The organism is Vibrio sp. NFR, assembly GCF_027587095.1.
Lineage (GTDB): Bacteria > Pseudomonadota > Gammaproteobacteria > Enterobacterales > Vibrionaceae > Vibrio > Vibrio harveyi.
The window spans coordinates 121,028-139,021 of sequence record NZ_JAPPTN010000003.1 but is presented as its reverse complement, the minus strand read 5'-3'; the positions used below and the strand labels follow the sequence as shown (position 1 = coordinate 139,021).

The following is a 17,994-nucleotide window of genomic DNA, read 5'->3' as shown; positions in this document are numbered from 1 at the left end:
TTTTCTGGATTTATTCGTGCTACAAGACGGAGATAACAAAAGTGGGGAGTCCCTTCACATTCTTGACATATCTTTCTATGTAATCGACTGAAAACAGCCGGAATACAAGGCTTTTTATCCCATTCTTAGCCATTCTTCGTTTCGCTTTCTTGTTACAAATCACATCTATTTTTTATAATTTTGCCGCTTTTGTGACGGCGTGAGCGATTTGCCTCACAATTGTTACAAAAAGGTAGCTTTATCTTGTCAAAAAGTAGGGTTTTCTTTATCATTTCCCCCCAATAAATAGAACTAAATTCATTATTTGTTAGCCATGCTCTTATAAGCGGAATAATAACGATCCAAAGGGAGCAAATGGGAGAATGTTTGGATGAGCAACGCGCCTTTAAATAACGGTCGCAGGCGTTTTCTAACCGCTACAACGGCAGTTGTTGGTGGATTAGGGGCAGCTGCCGTCGCCGTGCCTTTTATCAAATCATGGAATCCGAGCGCCAAAGCAAAAGCTGCGGGTGCACCGGTGGAAGTGGATATCAGTAAAATCGAAGCTGGTCAGATGGTTCGTGTTGAGTGGCAAGGTAAGCCTGTATGGGTTGTACGTCGCACTCAAGAAGTGGTGGATAACCTAAAGAACATCGACGGACAGCTTCGTGACCCACAATCAGAAATGGAACAACAGCCAGTTTATGCTCAGAACGCGCATCGTTCGATCAAGCCTGAGTATTTCGTGGCAGTTGGCTTCTGTACTCACTTAGGTTGTTCACCGACCTATCTACCTGACACGTTCTCCGAGCAAGTTCAAGGCGTTAAGTCTGGCTTCTTCTGTCCATGTCACGGTTCTAAATTCGATATGGCTGGTCGAGTGTTCCAAGGTGTTCCTGCACCTCTGAACCTTGTGGTTCCTAAGCACATGTACTTGAGTGATACGAAGCTCATGATCGGTGTTGATGAGGGAGACGCATAATGCAAGCACTACTAGACTGGGTTGAAAAACGAATTCCCGCGATGAATGCTTATAAAAAGCATTTGTCTGAATACCCAATGCCTAAGAACTTCAACTTTTGGTACCTTTTCGGTTCTCTGGCAATGTTGGTACTGGTTAACCAAATCCTAACCGGTATTTGGTTGACAATGAACTACGTTCCTTCTGGTGATGGTGCGTTTGCTTCTATCGAATACATCATGCGTGACGTTGATTACGGCTGGTTGTTGCGTTACATGCACTCAACTGGCGCGTCAGCGTTTTTCGTTGTTGTTTACCTGCACATGTTCCGTGGTCTGATTTACGGTTCATACCAAAAGCCTCGTGAGCTACTTTGGATCTTCGGTATGTTGATCTTCTTGGTTCTAATGGCTGAAGCTTTCATGGGTTACCTATTACCATGGGGTCAGATGTCATACTGGGGTGCTCAGGTAATCATTTCTCTATTTGGTGCGATTCCTGTTATTGGCGATGACTTAACGCTTTGGATCCGTGGTGACTACATCATCTCAGGTGCAACGCTAAACCGTTTCTTCGCACTACACGTTATTGCGCTACCTATCGTTCTACTTCTTCTTGTTGTTCTGCACGTATTGGCACTACACGAAGTTGGCTCTAACAACCCGGATGGTATCGAGACTAAGCTACCAAAAGGCTCAATGGGCGACGATTACGAAACACAGTTCAAGTTCCACGATTACTACACGAAGAAATACGACATCATCGATTCGATTCCTTTCCATCCATACGGTACGGTTAAGGACCTAGTTGGTGTGGCTGGTTTCTTGTTCTTCTTCTGTTATGTGCTGTTCTTCAACCCAGAAATGGGTGGATACTTCCTTGAGCCACCTAACTTTGAAGCTGCAAACCCACTGAAGACACCTGAGCATATCGCTCCTGTTTGGTACTTCACACCATTCTACGCAATCTTACGTGCGGTTCCGGACAAGCTATTGGGTGTAATCCTAATGGGTGCGTCAATTGCAGTACTGTTTGTTCTACCTTGGTTGGATCGTTGTAAAGTTCGTTCTTACCGTTACCGCAGCAAAATTCACCTATTGAATATTGTTCAGTTCACTATCGCCTTTATCGCTCTGGGTATTTTGGGTGCACTACCGGCAACGCCGCTGTACACGCTTTTGTCTCAGATCTTTAGCTTGTGTTACTTCATGTTCTTTGTCCTGCTGTTCTTCTACAGCAAAAATGAAGCGACCAAACCATTACCAGAGAGGGTGACATTCAAATGAAGAAGTGGATTGTAATTCTATTTGCTATGTTGCCATCTCTCGCGATGGCAGCGGGTGCCAACGTACCGCTAGACAAGGCGAACGTGGACCTATCGGATAAAGCTTCGCTACAAAACGGCGCGAAGCTATTCATGAACTACTGTTTTGCTTGTCACTCAACGCAATACCAGCGTTACGAGCGAGTAGCGACAGACTTGGATATTCCTGTTGACCTAATGAAGGAAAACCTGATTTTCGACCCTGAAGCGAAAATTGGTGACCTTATGGTGAACGCAATGCCTGCAAAGCAAGCTGGTGATTGGTTTGGTGCTCCGCCACCGGATCTAACTCTTGTTGCTCGAGTTCGTGGTGCAGATTGGCTGTACACTTACCTACGCTCTTTCTATGTTGACCCATCACGTCCGTTCGGTGTGAACAACATTGTATTCCCAAGCGTTGGTATGCCACATGTACTTGAAGAGCTTCAAGGCATTCCTACTCCAGTCTACGGCACGAAAGTGGTTGATGGTGAGGAAGTTCAGGTCGTTGTAGGTACTGAAACAGACGGTACTGGTGAGCTAAGCTCTGGCGAATATGACAAAGCGGTTGGTGACCTAGTTAACTTCCTAGTTTACTCAGGCGACCCAGTTCAACTAGAGCGTCATGCGCTTGGTTGGTGGGTGATGGGCTTCCTCGTTCTACTAACAATTGTTGTCGTGATGCTCAAGAAAGAGTATTGGCGTGATGTGCATTAATTGTGCTATCATACCGTGCTAATTCCCAATTTTAATTGACGAATAATGGAGGCTTAGCCTCCATTATTTTTATTTGTAAGTGTGCTGGAGGGCTCCATGGCTGTAGCTGCCAATAAACGTTCTGTGATGACTCTTTTCTCAAGTGCATCAGATTTGTATAGCCATCAGGTTCGCATCGTATTAGCTGAAAAAGGCGTAAGTGTTGAAGTTGAGCTTGTTGATGAAGCTAACCTTCCTGCTGAGCTTGTGGAACTGAACCCATACAAATCAGTACCAACTCTTGTGGACCGTGAGCTAGCTCTTTACGATTCAAAAATCATCATGGAGTACTTGGACGAGCGTTTCCCTCATCCACCTCTAATGCCTGTTTACCCAGTTGCTCGTGGTAACAGCCGTTTGATGATGTACCGTATTGAACGCAACTGGTACTCACTAGCTGAAAAAGTTGTTAAGGGTAACGCGGAAGAATCAGAAAAAGCACGTACTAAACTACGTAACGATCTTCTGACTCTAGCGCCAATCTTCGCTGAATACGAATACTTCATGAGCGAAGAGTTCAGCCTAATCGACTGCTACCTAGCTCCACTATTGTGGCGTCTGCCTCAACTAGGTATCGACCTTGTAGGTCCTGGTTCAAAAGAGATCAAAGTTTACATGAACCGCGTATTTGAGCGTGATTCATTCCTTGCTTCTCTAACTGAAGCTGAACGTGAAATGCGCCTAGTTCGCTAAGCGATTTAGATAACACGTTATGGATATTGCAAAAATGACTGCTCGCCGTCCGTATATGCTTCGTGCATTTTACGATTGGTTGGTAGACAACGACTTAACTCCTCACTTGGTGGTTGATGCAACGATGCCGGGTGTGCGTGTACCAGTTGAGTTTATTCAAGATGGTCAAATCATCTTGAATATTGCTCCACGTGCTGTTGGTCAACTTGAGTTGGGTAATGATGCGATTACCTTCCATGCTCGTTTTAGTGGTCGCCCTCATTCAGTGATCGTACCGGTTTATGCGGTACAAGCGATTTACGCTCGAGAGAATGGCGCTGGCACCATGTTTGAACCTGAAGAAGCGTACACTCATATCGAAGAAGAAGGGATTGTTGAAGAAGAACAGTCACCAACTTTTACTACCGTGAGTGATGATTCAGAAGTCATGGACTCGGAGTCTGAAGAGGAAGAAGCACCTCGTCCGAAAGGCAGGCCAAGCTTACGAGTTATCAAATAAAAAAAGCAGCGTGCCCACGCTGCTTTTTTATTATCTGCTAAGTTGTATTAAACAACTGTCTAGCTAGTTCACTTGAGAGCCTAATTCAGTGACTGTTGCTTCAGGCTGTGTTGTTTCTGGTTCTTCCACTTTTAATGGCTTTTCATCACCATATTGGAAGCCTTTAATCACTTGTTTTACGCCTGAGATATTACGTGCAATCTCTGTTGCTCGATCGCTTTGTTGTGGCGTGACGTAACCAAACAAGAATACATCGCTGTCTTCAGTAATCACTTTTACTTTGATGCCATTTAACTCGCTATCAGTCAGTAATGCTGATTTAACCTTGGTGGTGATCCAGCTATCGTTGCTGATTTGAGTTACGCTCAATGGTTCTTTTTGTTTGATCTGGTTATGGATATTTTTCACACCACTTACAGCACGAGCTCGACGTTCAAACTCATTAATCAGTTCGCGAGTTGGGGCTTGTCCCATTAATACAACAGTCCCATTGTATGAACTCGCAACGACGCGAGCTTTTCCTTTGAATGGTGCTTTATTGCCAATCGCTGCAACTTCAAATTCGATGTTGTTGTCTTGCCAAATTTCTTTGGTTGTACGTGTATCTGTAACGATATTGGCAGTAGTTGCTGCCCCTGCAATAAACAAACCCGCACAGCCACTCATGCTGAGTGCTGCAAATAAAATGACAAGACTACGTATCATATTTCTAAACTCTCAATTTCAATTATTCTTCGTGAGCAGGGAAAAGAACTTGGTCGATAAGGTCACACAAGCAATGAAGGGTCACCATATGTACTTCATGGATGCGTGCTGTTCGATGTGATGGAATGCGAATCTCCACATCATTTTCACCAAGCAAGCCAGCCATTTCACCGCCATCTTTACCAGTAAGAGCAATGATCGTCATATCGCGAGTTACCGCGGCTTCCATTGCTTTGATGATGTTTTTGCTGTTACCACTGGTAGAGATTGCGAGCAAGATGTCGCCCGGCTGACCAAAAGCGCGTACTTGCTTGGAGAAGATCTCTTGGTAGTGGTAGTCATTGGCAACGGCAGTGAGCGTTGTGTTATCCGCCGTCAACGTCATTGCTGGTAGGCTAGGGCGCTCTGTTTCGAATCGGTTCAAAAGACAAGAGACAAATTGTTGTGAATTCGACGCACTGCCCCCGTTGCCACAGCATAGGATTTTATTGCCGTTGAGTAAGCTTGAAACCATTGCCTGAGCAGCGTGAGTAATTGCATCTGGTAGTGCTTCTGCTGCAGCGATTTGAATTTGAATACTTTCTGTAAAACTGTCTTTAATGCTGTCTAGCATCGTTTATCCTTCAGAGATTGCATTTTGTATCCAGTTGATGTCTCGACCACTGTCGTGAATGGCAATAACATCAAACCGATAATCGATAGTGTGTGCCGAGCATTTTTGCTGGCTTAGCCAAATTTGAGCTGTTTTGACTAGTTTACGCATTTTTGCGTAGGTGACCATTTCTGCTGCAGAGCCAAAAGCATCATTCTTACGATATTTGACCTCAACAAAGACGATAGTTTCACCTTGTTGGAAAATTAAATCAATTTCGCCGACTTTCGTTAGGAAGTTTTGATCTAAAAAGCGCAAACCCTGACGCTGCAAATATCGCTTCGCCAGGGTTTCGTATTGATTGCCGATTTGTCGCTTACTAAAGAGCCCCACGCTCGGCCCAGTCTAACTCACGTTGTACTACACAGTTGTTGTTGATACTTAATACACCTGTTTGACCATCAACTGAGTAGCCCGGTAGTAACTTCATTTGCGGTAACTCACCAAGCAGTTTGTATGCGTCCATACCTAATGCTTCTAAGCGTTTTTCCATATTGGATTGATCTGGCCATAGCTCATTCATTTGTGTCGCGATGGTTGGATCTGGATTGATTAACATCGGAATGTCGCTGTACGCCACGCCTGATAGATCTTCGTAAGTTGCGCCACCACTGTTACTGCGAGAGTTAGAGAACAACTTAGGTGGTTTTGCATCAGGGTTAATCGCGACTTCGATAAATGGCTTGATCAACGTCAGTTCGGAACTGCGTGCGACAATATATACCGCATCCACATCACGACGACTACGAGGTTGGCTCTCTAAAGAGATGCGCATCAGAGACTGCATTTGTGCGATGCGTTGCTGACTCTCTTGTAAGCCAAATACACCATTAATGTTCTTTTGCAGTTGGCGTTTATCACCAAAGTAACTAGTCGCAACTTTGTTTGAGCTGTATTTGCTCCACTCTTCATTAAACGCTTCAACAACACGCTGACCATAAGCTCCGTTTGGCGCTAAGATCATTGGGAATTGGTAGCCTTGGCTGAATAGGTACTTGGCTGCCTGTGCAACTTCTTGCTCTGGAGAAAGTGCTAGGTAACACATGTCTGTGCCAGCTTGCACTTCTTCCGGAATGTTAAGTGCCAATGTTGGAATTTTCACGCCTGTTTCGGAACCGTCTAATGTCGCTTGTAGCTTCTCTACGTTTTCTTTTTGTAGAGGACCAACGACAAAATCGATGTTCTCATTGATTAAGCGCTGTTTGATTTGATCGGCGCTGTAAGCGTGTGTATCAATCACCGTCAGCGTCGCACTTGGATCTCGTGCTTGGTCGTTCATCATCGCAAAGATGAAACCATCGCGGATCAGTTGTGCTTGCGGAGCAAATTTACCCGTTAGCGGTAACAGAAGCGCTGTGTTGTTTGGTTTCACAATCTCTAACGAGAGGATGTTTTGAATTTCTGCAGGAGTATAAACCGCTGCTGGATGTGAAGGGTTTTCACTTAACCAGTGCTCAAGCGTGTTTTTAAGCTGAGGAATATTGCTCGATAACGTTTTTGCATAGATCGCTAATTGTAGCCAACCATCTAGTACGTCTTCGCTTGGTTCAGTTTGCAATGCCGTCAGTTCATTTTCAGAGTAACTGCCGAAGTTCATCCAAATACGGCTAGAGATCTCACGTTGCTCTGCTGATGACGCGTATTGACCTTCGGCTACCAATTGGCGGTTTGCTTCAAACGGTTGGTTTAAGCTTTGGTAAGCGTCCGCGCGCAACTCGTAGTAGTCTTTCCACTGTTCGCTTGGCAGTTTCCACCAAGGTTTAAAGTTCAGCCCTTGCAGCAATTGTGAGTATTTACCTTGCTTTTGCTGTAAGGTCGCACGAGCCAATTGCCACTCAGCCTGTTGAACTTCGCTCAGTTGCTGACGAGAAAGACGTTTGATTAACAGCTCAGCTTGGTCTAACTCATTTGCTTGGATTGCCGCTTTGGTTGCCATGATCAACCAGTCGTTTTGTAGGCTACCTTCGGTGCTATCAGCTTGAATCATGTAGTTCTGAACAGACTGTGTCGGCTCAAGTGTAATATCTACGCTATCTGGTTGTCGCGGACCTGAAGAACAGGCGGCGAGCGTAATTGCCAGTGCAACAGGAGTGAGTAAGCGTGGTACACTGAGTCTCTTATGGTTCATCATTGCCGTGAGTTCTCTATAATTTTGTACAAAATTGTCTCTATATTAATCGTTGAAGTGATGGTAAACAAATGACAGATAAAAATAAGTTGCCGAATGAGGGGCCAACTCTATACATCGTACCGACTCCAATCGGAAATTTAGCGGATATCACTCAACGTGCTATCGAAGTTCTGTCGAATGTGGACATCATTGCCGCTGAGGATACTCGACATACAGGCAAATTACTGTCTCACTTCAATATCCAAACCAAAACTTTTGCGCTGCATGATCACAACGAGCAACAAAAAGCACAAGTTCTAGTTGAAAAGCTACTGTCAGGTCAGTCTATCGCATTGGTTTCTGACGCTGGTACGCCGCTAATAAGCGATCCAGGATACCATTTGGTGACAAAATGTCGTCAAGCGGGCGTAAGAGTTGTGCCTCTTCCTGGTGCGTGTGCGGTCATCACTGCGTTAAGTGCTTCAGGTCTACCATCTGACCGATTCAGTTTCGAAGGCTTCTTACCACCGAAAAGTAAAGGTCGTAAAGACAAGTTCTTGGAGATTGCTTCTGTTGAACGTACTTGTATCTTCTACGAATCTCCGCATCGTATTTTAGACTCTCTACAAGATATGTTAGACGTTCTTGGTCCAGAACGTGAAGTGGTATTGGCTCGTGAACTAACCAAAACCTTTGAAACTATTCAAGGAATGCCTCTTGGTGAGTTGATTGAGTGGGTGAAGAGTGACGATAACCAACAACGTGGCGAGATGGTATTACTGATTCATGGTCACCGAGATTCAACGGAAGAGAGCCTACCTGATGAAGCGACGCGTACATTGGGCATCTTGACTAAAGAGTTACCATTGAAGAAAGCCGCTGCGCTTGCCGCTGAAATCTACAGTTTGAAGAAGAATGCTTTATACAAGTGGGGCTTGGAGAATTTGGGGTAAAAGCTTCTAGAACGAACGCCGGCACTTTGGAAACGCTTCGCTTCTGGAGGTGAGACTCGAGAATATAGCGGTCTCAATCCTGCGCTCAGCTATCAATATATCCCAAGACGTTCATTTATCTTAAGGGAATTTATGTTTGAAAGGAGAACCATCAACTCGGTTCTCCTTTTTATTTTTTAAGCTTACCTACAACGTTCTCTCTTCGGGGTATCGTGCTCCCGGTTCTCTAATCCGGCAATGCAATGTTCCCCAAATTTAAGTATTCTTGTTTGTTTTCTGAGCAATTAACATCCTCATTTCATCATATCTGTGATCTCACTAGACTCAGAAGGGATAACTCTATACAATCCGCCATCGGAGCTGACTGGGTAGTCGCTGCTTTGTTGATGTCCTTCGGGAGACTGACGTCGAAGTCCCTTTGGGAGACTGACGTTGACGTCCTTCGGGAGACTGACAAAGGGGAGGAAAGTCCGGGCTTCATAGAGCAAGGTGCCAGGTAACGCCTGGGGGGCGCAAGCCTACGACAAGTGCAGCAGAGAGAAGACCGCCGATGGCCTTAGGGCACAGGTAAGGGTGAAAGGGTGCGGTAAGAGCGCACCGGACGACTAGTAATAGTTCGTAGCAGGGTAAACTCCACCTGAAGCAAGACCAAATAGGCCTCCACATTGCGTTGCTCGCGTAAGGAGGCGGGTAGGTTGCTCGAGCCAGTGAGTGATTGCTGGCCTAGACGAATGGCTACCGCCGCGCAAGCGGAACAGAACCCGGCTTATGTGTCGGCTCCACCTATTCGAGACCCATCCCTACTTCGGTAGTGATGGGTTTTTTGCATTTTATTGACGCAAACTATGTCATTACCAATAAACTTGGCGCTGAATCACGTCTAACTTTAGACTTGAGGTGGCGATGATGTGGGAAATCAGTACACTAAAGAATCGCTTCAAGATCATTCAACGAGAAAGCTATGACCGAAACATTTCAACATATCTCAGTGTTATTAAATGAATCCATTGATGGCTTGGCTATCAAACCCGATGGTATCTATATCGATGGAACATTTGGCCGTGGCGGTCACAGCAGAACTATCTTGTCGAAGCTCGGGGAGAATGGTCGTCTATACAGTATCGACCGTGATCCACAGGCTATCGCAGAAGCGAGCAAAATCGACGACCCTCGTTTTACCATCATTCATGGTCCATTTTCTGGTATGGCGAAGTACGCAGAAGAATACGGTTTAGTTGGTAAAGTTGACGGTGTCCTGCTTGATCTTGGCGTGTCTTCTCCACAGTTAGATGATGCTGAGCGTGGCTTTAGCTTTATGAAAGATGGTCCACTAGATATGCGTATGGACCCAACATCAGGTATCCCCGTTTCTCAATGGTTGATGGAAGCGGATTTGGATGACATTACTTGGGTCATTCGCGAGTTCGGTGAAGACAAACACGCACGTCGCATAGCGAAAGCGATTGTGGCATACCGCGAAGACGAGGAAAACGAGCCTATGGTTCGTACTGGTCAATTAGCTAAATTGATCTCGGATGCCGCTCCAAAGAGTTTCAAAGAGAAAAAACACCCAGCGACTCGTGCTTTTCAGGCGTTTCGTATTTACATCAACAGTGAATTAGAAGAAATTGATACAGCACTAAAAGGCGCAGCGAGCATCTTGGCTCCAGAGGGGCGCTTATCAGTGATCAGTTTCCACTCTTTAGAGGACCGTATGGTAAAACGCTTTATTCGTAAAGAGAGTAAAGGTCCAGAAGTGCCACACGGTATCCCAATGACAGAAGAGCAGATTCGTGCTCTGGGTAGTGCAAACATGAAGCCTGTTGGTAAAGCTATCAAACCAACTAAGCAAGAAATTGACATGAACCCGCGTTCTCGAAGCTCAGTGCTAAGAATTGCAGAAAAGCTTTAATTATTATGACGAAAACCACTCCTAACCTTGCTAAGTTGATAGCGACGGATTTGATTACCGTCGGTCGCTGGTCGTTGTTGTTGATGATTTTGATCTTCGCAACCGCAATGGGAGTGGTGTTTGCAACCCACCATGCGCGTCAAGCGATCACTGAAAAAGATCATACATTGGTTGAGCGGGAGCGATTGGACAGCGAATGGCGCAACCTAATGTTGGAAGAAACAGCTCTCGCAGAACACAGTCGCGTTCAAGACTTGGCAAAGAAGGATCTTGAAATGAAACGACCAGATGGCGATAAAGAAGTGGTTATCACGCTAAAATGATTGGAAAGAAAGCCAAATCTAAACAAGGAAATACGCGCAAGTCTGCTGCAAAAGAAAAGAAAGTTTCTGCAGCAAAACCGCAACCCACCAAAGAAACAAAAGAAACAGAAGTAACGGCAGAACCAGAGTCATTTTTGATTCGCTGGCGTTTTCACTTGCTGCTGTTTTTTGTCTTCTGTGCCTTCGCTCTTCTCGTTGGGCGCGTGGCTTACATTCAAATCATCGAGCCAGACAACCTTATCAAGCAAGGTGATCTTCGTTCTATCCGTGTAAAAGCCATTCCTTCCGCGCGTGGGATCATCTCTGACCGTAACGGTGAACCGCTGGCAGTGAGCGTACCGGTAGAAGCCGTTTGGGCAGACCCGAAAACCATCTTTAAAGAAGGCGCACTGCAGCAAACTAAAAGTTGGTATGCACTTGCCGACGTGCTTGGTTTAGATCGCCAAGGTCTGATTAACAAAATTAAGAAGAACGAATCCCGCCGTTTTATTTACCTTCAACGTCAAGTAAGTCCAGCGATGGCGAACTACATTCGAGAGTTAAAGCTGCCGGGTGTGGGGTTGAAATCCGAATCTCGTCGTTACTATCCCGCAGGTGAAGTTAGTGCCCACTTAGTCGGTGTGACAGGTATTGATGGACATGGTTTAGAAGGTGTTGAACGTAGCTACGATGAATGGCTGACTGGCGCTGCGGGTAAGAAAACCATTCGTAAAGACCGTTATGGTCGTGTCGTCGAGAACATTGCTTTGGAAGAGAAGCAAGAAGGTAAGCCGCTGCAACTGACCATTGACCAAAGACTGCAAGCCATCGCGTATCGCGCAATTAAGCAAGCTGTAGCCGATCACCGTGCAACTTCCGGCTCTGCAGTAATGCTTGATGTAAAAACAGGTGCCGTGTTGGCGATGGTGAATGCGCCATCTTATAACCCAAATAACCGCAGCGACTGGCAAAGCTACAAGATGCGTAACCGAGTTATTACCGACTCAATGGAGCCTGGTTCGACGATTAAGCCATTCGTGATCTTAGCCGCTTTAGAAAATGGTGTGGCGGACAAAGATACGATCGTCGACACCGGAAATGGCATTCTTCAACTCGGTGGTAGCCGTGTTCGTGACGTGTCCAAAGTAGGTAAAGCAAGCCTGACCAAGATTTTGAAAAAATCGAGTAACATCGGTGTGACCAAGCTTGCGATGCGAATGCCAGTGGAAGCGTTATTGGGTTTGTATAGCTCTGTTGGTTTGGGCGAATTGTCCGGCTTGAACTTGGTTGGTGAGGTGACCGGTATTTTCCCAAGCCGCTCTCGTTGGTCTCCTATTGAGCGAGCAACGATTTCTTTTGGTTACGGCTTATCCATCACGCCAATTCAGCTTGCTCATGCGTACGCGACGCTAGGCAACTTAGGAAAATACGAACCAATTCATATTATCGAAAGTAACGATAACGATATGTCACGCCAAGTGGTGAGCAAAGAGCATGCTCGTCAAGTGTTAGATATGCTAGAGACGGTAACACAAAAAGGTGGTTCAGCTCGAAGAGCGGCTGTTCCAGGTTACCGAGTCGGGGCAAAAACCGGTACGTCACGTAAAGCGACAGCAGGTGGCTATAGTGATGAGTACATTACGTATACCGCTGGTCTTGCGCCTGTGAGCGACCCGCGAATTGCGTTGGTAGTGATTGTGAATGAGCCACAAGGTGATGATTACTACGGTGGTTCAGTAGCGTCTCCTGTCTTTTCTGAAATCATGAAAGGTGCGCTGCAAATCTTGAATGTTGCCCCTGACGAAAATAAATTCCAACAGTAGGCTTATATAAGTCTGCTAAGAAACAAAATGAAGAAAGCTGAGCGCATGCTCGGAGAACATATATGACTAAAGCCATCAGTATGGACACGCTGCTTTCCACTTGGGTAGATTGCCCTAGCTTGTCCTCTATCCTTGTCTCTGAATTGGAACTCGATAGCCGAAGAGTTCAATCTGGTACCACGTTTGTTGCCATTATCGGTCATGTTGTCGATGGACGTCAGTTTATCCCAACAGCAATTGAACAAGGAGCGAACGCGGTTATCGCTCAAGCCTGTGATGTAAAAGCGCATGGCTCGATTGAGATCATTAACGACGTACCAGTTGTTTATCTTGATGCATTAGACAAATGCTTATCTCAAATTGCGGGTCAGTTGTACCACTATCCAAATATGGAGCTGATTGGTGTCACAGGTACGAACGGAAAAACCACCATCACTCAACTGATTGCTCAGTGGATTGATTTAGTCGGTGCAAAAGCAGCGGTTATGGGTACAACGGGTAATGGTTTCCTTGATAACCTGCAAGAAGCTGCAAATACAACGGGCAACGCCGTTGAAATCCAAAAGACACTTGCTTCCCTCGCTGAGCAAAAAGCGCAATACACTGCGCTTGAGGTTTCTTCCCACGGTCTGATTCAAGGTCGTGTTAAGGCTCTGTCTTTCGCTGCGGGCGTATTTACTAATCTAAGCCGAGATCATCTAGACTACCACGGCACTATGGAAGAGTACGCTAAAGCTAAACTTACCCTATTTACAGCCCATCAATGCGAACACGCAATCATCAATGTAGACGATGTAGTCGGTGCAACTTGGGCGAAACAGCTTCCTAATGCTCTAGCCGTATCACTCAAACCAACGACAGATTTTGCGCATACAGTGTTTGCTAATCATATTGCTTATGCAGAATCAGGCATTACGATTGAGTTTAGCGGCAAGTTTGGTGAGGGCACATTACATGCTCCGTTGATCGGAGAATTTAATGCAGCGAACCTAATGTTGGCATTTACAACGTTGCTTAGCCTAGGTTTCGATAAACAGAGCTTGCTTGCAACGGCTGCACAGTTGCAGCCTGTACTTGGTCGAATGGAACTGTTTCAAGCGGAAGAGTGCGCGAAAGTGGTTGTGGATTATGCTCATACACCTGATGCTTTGGAAAAAGCGCTGCAAGCGCTTCGTGTTCATTGCCAAGGTAATCTTTGGGCTATCTTCGGTTGTGGGGGCGATCGTGATGCTGGAAAACGCCCAATGATGGCGGAAATTGCCGAGCGTTTGGGTGATAAAGTGGTTCTGACGGACGACAATCCACGCAGTGAAGATCCGGCTCTTATCATGAAAGACATGCTGGCAGGGTTAACTAAGCCAGCTGATGCTATTGTGCAACACGACCGCTTCAAAGCACTGTCTTATGCACTTGAAAATGCCTCTTCTCAAGACATTATTCTTCTGGCTGGTAAAGGTCATGAAGACTATCAAGTTCTAAATTCTGGAACCATTCACTACTCTGACCGCGAGTCAGCCATGACATTATTGGGGCTTTGATCATGATCACCGTAACGCTTTCTCAAATTGCTGACATCACAGGTGGTGAATTGGTTGGCAATGACGTTGCCATCGAATCTGTTTCTACTGATACTCGCACAATCGACCTAGGGGCACTATTTGTTGCTTTAGTCGGTGAGCGTTTTGATGCTCATGATTTCTGTGAACAAGCCGTAGAGTCTGGTGCTGGGGCACTATTGGTGCAAAAAACACTCAATGTGAATGTGCCGCAAGTTGTTGTTGCTGATAGTAAGATAGCATTGGGCGAAGTTGCTGCGTGGGTTCACCAATCATGTCAAACACCAACGGTTGCGATCACCGGAAGTTGTGGAAAAACCACAGTAAAAGAGATGGTCGCAAGCATCTTACAATTGAAAGGTCAGGTGTTATTTACTGCGGGTAACTTTAATAATGACATCGGCGTTCCGCTGACACTATTACGTTCGCAAAAAAACGATGACTACGCTGTGATTGAGCTTGGAGCAAACCACATTGGTGAGATTGCTTATACTACTCAATTAGTTAAACCCGATATGGCCCTTGTTAACAACGTAGCTGCAGCACACCTTGAAGGCTTTGGTTCGATTGATGGAGTGAAGCAAGCAAAAGGAGAGATCTACCAAGGGCTTTCCGCTGGTGGCGTTGCGATTGTGAACTTAGACAGTCATGGTGAAGCTAAGTGGGAGGGGGTTCTCGCTGATAAGAAGGTGATTACTTTCTCACAAAGCAACACAAACGCTGACTTTTATGCGACAAATATCGTGATGAACGCCGCAGGTGAAGCAAGCTTTGACTTACATATCGCCGCAGGTTCACAAGAAATTGAACTGTCTCTGGGTATTATTGGTCAACACAACGTGTCTAACGCAATTGCCGCTTCTATCATTGCACTGCAAATGGGAGCGACCTTAGAAGAGGTTCGAGCTGGTCTTAAGCATCTTAATAAAGTTAAAGGTCGTGTCGAAGTGGAAGAGCTGAGCGACAAGATCAAACTGATTGACGACAGCTACAACGCAAGTGTTCCCGCAATGAAGGCTGCTGTTGATTTGCTAGCGGCATTTCAAGGACAACGTTGGTTGATTTTAGGCAATATGGCGGAGTTGGGTGAGGAAAGTCTTGCACTTCATCGTCAAGTCGGGGAACATGCTGCCCCACAAAAATTTGAACATGTTCTCACGTATGGTGCAGATGCAAGGGTTATTAGCGAACTCTGCGACGGCATCCATTTTGAGACACATCAAGAGATGATTGACTACATCAAGCAGCATCTAGACCAAGCGGCTCCTGAGCATCACACGATGTTGGTGAAAGGGGCGAACGGTGCACGTATGTTTGAAGTCGCTGCTGCTTTGAAGGAGTATTATTAATGATTATTTGGCTTGCCGAGCTGCTACAGCCATACCTATCTTTTTTCCGATTGTTTGAATACCTATCTTTTCGAGCAATCCTCAGCGTATTAACCGCTTTAGGTTTATCCCTATGGATGGGACCTATCATGATCAAGCGTCTACAGATGCTACAAATTGGTCAGGTTGTCCGTAACGAAGGTCCAGAATCCCACTTTAGCAAGCGTGGTACCCCAACGATGGGCGGTATCATGATTTTGGCAGCTATTTCTATCACCATTCTTTTGTGGACTGACTTATCAAACCCTTACGTATGGGCAGTACTAACCGTGTTGTTAGGTTATGGTGCGATTGGCTTTGTCGACGATTATCGTAAGGTCGTTCGTAAGAACACCGATGGTTTGATTGCTCGTTGGAAGTACTTCTGGCAGTCGTTGATTGCATTTGTTGTGGCGTTTGCGTTGTACGCTTATGGCAAAGATACAGCCGCTACTCAACTTGTTGTGCCGTTTTTCAAAGACATCATGCCGCAACTTGGTTTCATGTACATTATCCTCACTTACTTTGTGATTGTGGGTACCAGTAATGCGGTAAACCTAACCGATGGTCTGGATGGCTTGGCAATTATGCCGACCGTTTTAGTTGCAGCCGGCTTTGCCGTGATTGCGTGGGCGACGGGTAACGTTAACTTCTCAGAATACCTCCACATTCCATATCTACCACACGCATCTGAGTTGGTAGTTGTATGTACGGCAATTGTTGGTGCGGGTCTTGGTTTCTTGTGGTTCAACACATACCCAGCGCAAGTGTTTATGGGTGATGTTGGTTCACTTGCTCTTGGTGGTGCGCTTGGTACGATCGCAGTACTTGTTCGTCAAGAGTTGGTATTGGTGATCATGGGTGGTGTGTTTGTAATGGAAACACTGTCGGTAATCCTACAGGTAGGTTCGTACAAGCTACGTGGTCAACGTATTTTCCGTATGGCACCGATTCACCATCACTACGAATTGAAAGGTTGGCCAGAGCCTCGCGTAATCGTGCGTTTCTGGATTATTTCTATGGTTCTTGTTCTGATTGGTCTAGCGACACTGAAAGTGCGTTAATCGCACTTTCCAAGAATAAGACAAATTGCGTGAGCAAATATGGAACGTTGGCAAAACATACATAAGGTTGTTGTTGTAGGGCTCGGTATTACCGGGCTCTCTGTCGTTAAACACCTAACAAAAACACAACCGCAACTAGCGGTCAAAGTCATTGATACGCGTACTAACCCTCCTGGGGCTGAACGCTTGCCTGAGCAAGTCGAATTGCACAGTGGCGGGTGGAATACTGAGTGGCTTGCAGAAGCTGACTTAGTGGTGACTAATCCCGGCATTGCTTTGGCGACAACAGAAATTCAAGTCATTCTTGCGAAAGGGACGCCAGTTGTTGGCGATATTGAACTCTTCGCTTGGGCTGCCGATAAACCTGTTATTGCGATTACTGGCTCTAACGGTAAAAGCACAGTAACGGACTTAACTGGTGTCATGGCGAAAGCCGCAGGTCTAACGGTAGGTGTCGGTGGCAATATCGGTGTTCCTGCTCTTGATTTGCTAGAGCAAGATGCAGATTTGTATGTCCTTGAATTGTCCAGCTTCCAATTAGAAACTACGTCGAGCTTAAAACTCAAAGCCGCTGCGTTTCTAAATCTTTCTGAAGATCACATGGATCGTTATGACGGCATGGCGGATTATCGACAAGCTAAATTGCGTATTTTCAACCATGCAGAACTGGCAGTTGTAAATCGAGATGACCAAGAGACCTTCCCTGATATTGATATGCCGTTAGTGACATTCGGGAACGATGAGCAAGCTTACGGTCTTGAATTGGATGGCAATCGTACTTGGTTGCTCGATCATGGTCAGCGTGTCATTGCTAGTGATGAGCTAAAGCTGGTTGGTAAGCACAATTTAGCCAATGCTCTAGTCGTACTTGCACTGCTTAAAGCGGCAGGTGTGGATTATCACAAATCATTGAATGCACTTAAAACTTACACGGGTTTGACACATCGATGCCAAGTGGTTGCGGATAATCGTGGCGTAAAATGGGTGAATGACTCAAAAGCGACCAATATTGCGAGCACTATGGCAGCGCTTTCTGGTTTAGAGTCGACGGGCAAACTGTACTTGCTCGTTGGTGGTGTTGGTAAAGGTGCGGATTTCACTCCACTAAAACCGATCTTCGCGACGCTGAACCTGCAACTTTGCTGTTTTGGCGCTGATGGCGATGAATTTATGCCACTGCACGAATCAGCAACTCGTTTCGACACCATGGAAGATGTGATTCAGCAGATATCTTCGCAGTTAAAAACGGGTGATATGGTGATGCTGTCTCCGGCATGTGCTAGCTTTGATCAATTCGACAACTTTATGGCAAGAGGTGACGCATTCGCAGCTCTTGCCGAGAAATACGCATAATTAAAG

The 17,994-nt window shown here is 45.7% G+C and carries 17 protein-coding genes and 1 other RNA gene; 14 read left to right on the top strand and 4 right to left on the bottom strand.

All coding sequences use genetic code 11. From position 1 onward, the window contains the following. The first annotated feature begins 370 nt into the window (after window positions 1-370). The 5 genes from petA (at window position 371) to sspB (ending at window position 4,191) form a co-directional block, all read left to right on the top strand. A complete protein-coding gene (gene petA, locus OH463_RS07090; protein ID WP_005436095.1) occupies window positions 371-961 on the top strand; it encodes a ubiquinol-cytochrome c reductase iron-sulfur subunit in 591 nt (196 codons plus the stop codon). Continuing rightward, window positions 961-2,226: a cytochrome b gene (locus tag OH463_RS07085; RefSeq protein ID WP_005447764.1), complete on the top strand. Its 1,266-nt coding sequence runs from the start codon at window positions 961-963 to the stop codon at window positions 2,224-2,226. Before petA ends, OH463_RS07085 begins: the two co-directional genes overlap by 1 nt. After that, on the top strand, window positions 2,223-2,960 hold the full coding sequence (locus OH463_RS07080) for a cytochrome c1 (RefSeq protein WP_009697600.1): 738 nt from the start codon (window positions 2,223-2,225) through the stop codon (window positions 2,958-2,960). Before OH463_RS07085 ends, OH463_RS07080 begins: the two co-directional genes overlap by 4 nt. A 96-nt stretch (window positions 2,961-3,056) precedes the next feature. Beyond that, window positions 3,057-3,692 (top strand): stringent starvation protein SspA, encoded by a 636-nt coding sequence (sspA, locus tag OH463_RS07075; RefSeq protein ID WP_005436105.1) that lies wholly within the window; start codon window positions 3,057-3,059, stop codon window positions 3,690-3,692. Window positions 3,693-3,711: 19 nt separating this feature from the next. Beyond that, a complete protein-coding gene (gene sspB / locus OH463_RS07070; RefSeq protein ID WP_005447768.1) occupies window positions 3,712-4,191 on the top strand; it encodes a ClpXP protease specificity-enhancing factor in 480 nt (159 codons plus the stop codon). Window positions 4,192-4,254: 63 nt separating this feature from the next. Here sspB and OH463_RS07065 read toward each other — a convergent pair whose 3' ends face one another. Genes OH463_RS07065 through OH463_RS07050 form a run of 4 tightly spaced genes read right to left on the bottom strand, consistent with a single transcriptional unit; the run spans window position 4,255 to window position 7,679 of the window. Then, on the bottom strand, window positions 4,255-4,896 hold the full coding sequence (locus tag OH463_RS07065; RefSeq protein ID WP_005447770.1) for a BON domain-containing protein: 642 nt from the start codon (window positions 4,894-4,896) through the stop codon (window positions 4,255-4,257). 22 nt (window positions 4,897-4,918) lie between these two features. Further along, window positions 4,919-5,509, bottom strand: a complete 591-nt coding sequence (locus OH463_RS07060; protein ID WP_005447772.1) for a phosphoheptose isomerase — start codon at window positions 5,507-5,509, stop codon at window positions 4,919-4,921. A gap of 3 nt (window positions 5,510-5,512) precedes the next feature. After that, complete coding sequence (locus OH463_RS07055) at window positions 5,513-5,881, bottom strand: YraN family protein (protein WP_005447774.1); 369 nt, start codon at window positions 5,879-5,881, stop codon at window positions 5,513-5,515. Continuing rightward, entirely contained in the window at window positions 5,868-7,679 is a 1,812-nt protein-coding gene (locus OH463_RS07050) for a penicillin-binding protein activator (RefSeq protein ID WP_009697603.1), read from the bottom strand. Before OH463_RS07050 ends, OH463_RS07055 begins: the two co-directional genes overlap by 14 nt. Window positions 7,680-7,747: 68 nt before the next feature. On the opposite strand from OH463_RS07050, the gene rsmI reads away from it, so the two are divergent. From rsmI to murD, 9 genes are all read left to right on the top strand, one after another. Then, on the top strand, window positions 7,748-8,611 hold the full coding sequence (rsmI, locus tag OH463_RS07045) for a 16S rRNA (cytidine(1402)-2'-O)-methyltransferase (protein ID WP_005447783.1): 864 nt from the start codon (window positions 7,748-7,750) through the stop codon (window positions 8,609-8,611). Between the two features lie 356 nt (window positions 8,612-8,967). Beyond that, window positions 8,968-9,396: RNase P RNA component class A (gene rnpB, locus OH463_RS07040), an RNA gene on the top strand. A gap of 176 nt (window positions 9,397-9,572) precedes the next feature. Beyond that, entirely contained in the window at window positions 9,573-10,523 is a 951-nt protein-coding gene (gene rsmH / locus OH463_RS07035; protein WP_005447784.1) for a 16S rRNA (cytosine(1402)-N(4))-methyltransferase RsmH, read from the top strand. 5 nt (window positions 10,524-10,528) lie between these two features. Further along, window positions 10,529-10,846, top strand: a complete 318-nt coding sequence (gene ftsL, locus OH463_RS07030; protein ID WP_005428577.1) for a cell division protein FtsL — start codon at window positions 10,529-10,531, stop codon at window positions 10,844-10,846. Then, complete coding sequence (locus OH463_RS07025) at window positions 10,843-12,648, top strand: peptidoglycan glycosyltransferase FtsI (protein ID WP_005447785.1); 1,806 nt, start codon at window positions 10,843-10,845, stop codon at window positions 12,646-12,648. Before ftsL ends, OH463_RS07025 begins: the two co-directional genes overlap by 4 nt. A 62-nt stretch (window positions 12,649-12,710) precedes the next feature. Beyond that, window positions 12,711-14,186, top strand: a complete 1,476-nt coding sequence (murE, locus tag OH463_RS07020) for a UDP-N-acetylmuramoyl-L-alanyl-D-glutamate--2,6-diaminopimelate ligase (protein WP_050907500.1) — start codon at window positions 12,711-12,713, stop codon at window positions 14,184-14,186. Window positions 14,187-14,188: 2 nt separating this feature from the next. Continuing rightward, complete coding sequence (locus OH463_RS07015; protein ID WP_050907501.1) at window positions 14,189-15,553, top strand: UDP-N-acetylmuramoyl-tripeptide--D-alanyl-D-alanine ligase; 1,365 nt, start codon at window positions 14,189-14,191, stop codon at window positions 15,551-15,553. Then, window positions 15,553-16,635, top strand: coding sequence for a phospho-N-acetylmuramoyl-pentapeptide-transferase (gene mraY / locus OH463_RS07010; protein WP_005447790.1), 1,083 nt, complete (start codon window positions 15,553-15,555; stop codon window positions 16,633-16,635). Before OH463_RS07015 ends, mraY begins: the two co-directional genes overlap by 1 nt. Window positions 16,636-16,674: 39 nt before the next feature. Then, on the top strand, window positions 16,675-17,988 hold the full coding sequence (murD, locus tag OH463_RS07005) for a UDP-N-acetylmuramoyl-L-alanine--D-glutamate ligase (RefSeq protein WP_049534677.1): 1,314 nt from the start codon (window positions 16,675-16,677) through the stop codon (window positions 17,986-17,988). Window positions 17,989-17,994 lie beyond the last annotated feature (6 nt).

What these genes read in the sequence shown, in the direction of transcription:
- petA (WP_005436095.1), top strand. Translation starts at nt 371, where the DNA reads ATGAGCAACGCGCCTTTAAATAACGGTCGCAGGCGTTTTCTAACCGCT.
- OH463_RS07085 (WP_005447764.1), top strand. Translation starts at nt 961, where the DNA reads ATGCAAGCACTACTAGACTGGGTTGAAAAACGAATTCCCGCGATGAAT.
- OH463_RS07080 (WP_009697600.1), top strand. Translation starts at nt 2,223, where the DNA reads ATGAAGAAGTGGATTGTAATTCTATTTGCTATGTTGCCATCTCTCGCG.
- sspA (WP_005436105.1), top strand. Translation starts at nt 3,057, where the DNA reads ATGGCTGTAGCTGCCAATAAACGTTCTGTGATGACTCTTTTCTCAAGT.
- sspB (WP_005447768.1), top strand. Translation starts at nt 3,712, where the DNA reads ATGGATATTGCAAAAATGACTGCTCGCCGTCCGTATATGCTTCGTGCA.
- OH463_RS07065 (WP_005447770.1), bottom strand. Translation starts at nt 4,896, where the DNA reads ATGATACGTAGTCTTGTCATTTTATTTGCAGCACTCAGCATGAGTGGC.
- OH463_RS07060 (WP_005447772.1), bottom strand. Translation starts at nt 5,509, where the DNA reads ATGCTAGACAGCATTAAAGACAGTTTTACAGAAAGTATTCAAATTCAA.
- OH463_RS07050 (WP_009697603.1), bottom strand. Translation starts at nt 7,679, where the DNA reads ATGATGAACCATAAGAGACTCAGTGTACCACGCTTACTCACTCCTGTT.
- rsmI (WP_005447783.1), top strand. Translation starts at nt 7,748, where the DNA reads ATGACAGATAAAAATAAGTTGCCGAATGAGGGGCCAACTCTATACATC.
- rsmH (WP_005447784.1), top strand. Translation starts at nt 9,573, where the DNA reads ATGACCGAAACATTTCAACATATCTCAGTGTTATTAAATGAATCCATT.
- ftsL (WP_005428577.1), top strand. Translation starts at nt 10,529, where the DNA reads ATGACGAAAACCACTCCTAACCTTGCTAAGTTGATAGCGACGGATTTG.
- OH463_RS07025 (WP_005447785.1), top strand. Translation starts at nt 10,843, where the DNA reads ATGATTGGAAAGAAAGCCAAATCTAAACAAGGAAATACGCGCAAGTCT.
- murE (WP_050907500.1), top strand. Translation starts at nt 12,711, where the DNA reads ATGACTAAAGCCATCAGTATGGACACGCTGCTTTCCACTTGGGTAGAT.
- OH463_RS07015 (WP_050907501.1), top strand. Translation starts at nt 14,189, where the DNA reads ATGATCACCGTAACGCTTTCTCAAATTGCTGACATCACAGGTGGTGAA.
- mraY (WP_005447790.1), top strand. Translation starts at nt 15,553, where the DNA reads ATGATTATTTGGCTTGCCGAGCTGCTACAGCCATACCTATCTTTTTTC.
- murD (WP_049534677.1), top strand. Translation starts at nt 16,675, where the DNA reads ATGGAACGTTGGCAAAACATACATAAGGTTGTTGTTGTAGGGCTCGGT.